Source organism: Blastococcus sp. MG754426 (assembly GCF_021699055.1).
Taxonomy (GTDB): domain Bacteria; phylum Actinomycetota; class Actinomycetes; order Mycobacteriales; family Geodermatophilaceae; genus Blastococcus.
On the sequence record NZ_SSXC01000187.1, the window covers coordinates 1 to 426 of the forward strand.

The 426-nt window shown below is 75.4% G+C and carries 1 protein-coding gene; it reads right to left on the minus strand.

What is annotated here, in order from left to right; translation table 11 throughout:
• Positions 1 to 2 precede the first annotated feature (2 nt).
• On the minus strand, positions 3 to 426 hold a 424-nt coding region (locus tag E9549_RS22920; RefSeq protein WP_236828902.1), incomplete at its 5' end, for an HNH endonuclease signature motif containing protein.

Below are 426 nucleotides of genomic sequence, written 5' to 3' on the forward strand. Positions count from 1 at the left end.
GGTCAGAAGGGTGGTGGGTCGTCGTCGGGGTCGGGTGTCCGGTCGGCCGGGTCCGGTGGTGGTTGGGGTGGTGTGGTGAGGACGCGGTAGCCCGGTGGGCGGGTGGTGCGGGTGACCCCGGTGGGGGTGGTGACGGTGAGCACCCCGTCGTCGCTGATCGTGTGGGTCCAGCCGGGGGCGAAGGTCTTGAGCCGGTGATGCCGCCGGCACAGGCAGCACAGGTTCTCGCACGCGGTGGCCCCGCCCTGGCTGTGGGCGATGACGTGGTCCAGGTCGGCCCAGCCGGCGGGCACGCCGCAGCCGGGGTGGCGGCAGGTGCGGTCGCGCAGCCGCAGGAAGCGCTGCTGGCCGGTGGAGGGCCGGTAGCCGTCTGCTGCCGCCGGCGGCCCCAGCAGCGGGCAGGCACAGGACTGCTCGGGGTGGGCG